This is a genomic window from Sphingomonas sp. YR710 (assembly GCF_900101455.1).
Taxonomy (GTDB): domain Bacteria; phylum Pseudomonadota; class Alphaproteobacteria; order Sphingomonadales; family Sphingomonadaceae; genus Rhizorhabdus.
Map to the genome: position 1 here is coordinate 1 of NZ_FMZJ01000036.1, position 2,837 is coordinate 2,837.

1 protein-coding gene is annotated in these 2,837 nt (G+C 54.9%); it reads left to right on the forward strand.

The annotated features are described in order from the left end of the window. The coding region (locus tag BLS13_RS20120; protein ID WP_093454804.1) for a type ISP restriction/modification enzyme at nt 1-2,819 on the forward strand (2,819 nt) is incomplete at its 5' end. Between the last annotated feature and the right edge of the window lie 18 nt (nt 2,820-2,837).

Below are 2,837 nucleotides of genomic sequence, written 5' to 3' on the forward strand. Positions count from 1 at the left end.
CCCCCGCTCAAAGCCAGGGACGTGTTCAAACATGGGTCAATTCTCGGTGGAAATTACTGGCCTTCCCGGGTCACTTCTCAGCGGCAATCAACACGAAGCTGATCCACGACATCACCGTAGAGGATTTTGCTGACATCTACGCGGAAACCATCGCCTACGGCCTGTTCGCCGCCCGCCTCCACGACGGGACACCGGACACGTTCACGCGAGGCGAGGCGCTGGACCTACTGCCCAAGTCCAACCCGTTCCTTAGAGAACTGTTCATCTACATCGCCGGGCCAAATCTCGACGAACGCCTGCGACGCGTGATCGATGAGCTGTGCAACGTGTTTTGTGCGACCGACATGGGGCAGGTGTTGCGCCACTTTGGTAAGGTGACGGCTCGGCAAGACCCCTTTCTGCATTTCTATGAAGTGTTCCTGGCCGAATATAATCCGGCCAAACGTAAGGCGCGGGGCGTCTGGTATACACCCGAGCCGGTAGTTAACTTCATTGTCCGCGCGGTTGATGAGGTGCTGAAAACCGAGTTCGGGCTAGCCGACGGGCTGGCCGATACCAGCCGCATCACCATCGATTGGGATACAGGACAGAACGACAAGAGCGGCAAGCCTGCCACGATCAAGAAGCAGGTTCATCGCGTTCAGGTTTTAGACCCTGCCACCGGCACTGGCACCTTTCTGGCCGAAGTGGTCAAACTAGTGGCCGAGCGGGTAAAGGGCATCGCGCCGGGACAGTGGTCAAGCTATGTCGAGCAAGATCTAATCCCGCGAATCCACGGATTCGAGCTGCTTATGGCCAGCTACGCCATGTGTCACATGAAGCTGGACATGATCCTAACCGGGCTGGGCTACAAGCCGTCCGCTCAACCTCCGCGCCTTGGCGTCTACCTTACCAATTCCTTGGAGGAAGGCGAAAGGGTGGAACAGACGCTGTTCGGCCTCTCGCGCGCCATCGCCGAGGAAGCTAAGGCCGCCAGCGACATCAAACGCCAAACACCAATCATGTGTGTGATCGGCAATCCGCCATATTCAGGAATAAGCCAGAATAACGGCAAATGGATCATCGGTAAAATCGAGGATTACAAATACGTCGACGGCGTCCACTTTGGCGAGCGTAAGCACTGGCTGCAAGATGACTATGTGAAATTTATCCGGCTTGCTGAACACATGATTGAACAAAACGGGGAGGGCGTGCTGGGGTTCATTACCAACCACGGCTACCTCAATAATCCGACTTTTCGCGGGATGCGCTGGCACCTGATGCAGACGTTTGATCGCATTTACGTGGTAGATTTACATGGTAGTGCAAAGAAGCACGAAGGCAGCCCGGACGGTGCCGCCGACAAGAATGTATTCGACATCATGCAGGGCGTTGCAATCATCATTGCAGTAAAAAAACGCACCGATTGCAAGAAAGGTAAAGCGCTGGCTGACGTGCGCCACGGGGATTTATGGGGGAGTCGCGAGGCAAAAAACGAGGCTTTGTGGGCGGGTACTGCGCCCGTGCTGTCTGCAATATCTTTGCCGCACAAGGCGCCGCAATACCCTTTTGTGCCGCGGGACTTCGACGCGGAAGCCATCTATCTCAAGGGCTTCTCGGTAGCGGACGCTATGCCGGTCAATGCGACTGGAATTGTTACTGCCCGAGATGGCCTCGTCGTCGGGTTTCGGCGCCCTGAAGTCGCTGAAAGAATTGCTTCGTTCACCGACCCATCGCGTCCTGATTCTGAGGTTCGAGCTCAATTTTTTGGGAGCAGAAGTGACGGAAAATACCTGCCCGGTGACACACGCGGCTGGAAGCTGTCGATAGCTCGAAAGGCGTTGCAATCTACCGATTGGCAATCTGACATCCAGAATATTGCCTATCGCCCCTTCGACACCCGCTCGATTCTCTACCGCCCCGATATGGTCGATTGGGGTCGAACGGAGTTCATGAAAAACTTTCTTGCACGGCCCAATGTCGGATTGGCAATTTGCCGCCAAGGCGTAGGCGAGGGTTGGGCTAACGTGTTTATCGCTGACTTAATCGGTGACGATAGCTACGTATCCAATCGTTCAAAAGAACGCGGCTATTTCTGTCCTCTATACATATACCCGAATCCTAATGACCCGATTTATACTGATACAGGGCATTTGGATGAACGAATTCGCCTTAATTTCGATCCTAAGATTTATGCCCAAATCCGCAAAGCTGCTGGCCTCTCCGGTGCGCCTGCCGCAGTCGATGGCGGCGCGGTTGAAACGCAAGCCTTTCGCCGCGCCACCGGCAATGCCCGTCCCGATGAGGTTAAGGTACTCGATTACGTGTACGGCGTGCTGCATTGCCCTGCCTATCGGGAGACTTATGCTGAGTTTTTGAAAATCGACTTCCCACGCATTCCCTTCCCGTCATCGCCTGAAGTATTCGCGGCAGTAAGCGGAAGAGGCGAGGCGCTGCGTCGCCTGCATTTGATGGAAGATTCGGCCATAGGCGATGTGCCTTATTCCTTTCAAGGCGATGGCCAGAGCGTAATAGACAAGCCACGCTTCGAATCCGGTTGCGTGTGGATCAATGCCAGCCAGTATTTCGCAAATGTGCCAGTTCAGGCTTGGGACTTTCCCATCGGCGGTTACCAGCCCGCGCAAAAGTGGCTGAAGGACCGCAAGGGCCGCGCGCTAGTTTGGGACGACATTCGGCACTATCAGAAAATCATAAAGATACTGGCGGAGACCGACCGGATCATGCGCGAAATCGAATTGCCATTAGGTCGTAAACCCATAAACGGGAATTTCCGTATCTGCAGTGCCGCGCGGGTCAGAACCTTCGATAGCGAACCTTGATGCCGGTAGTCTTTGCCC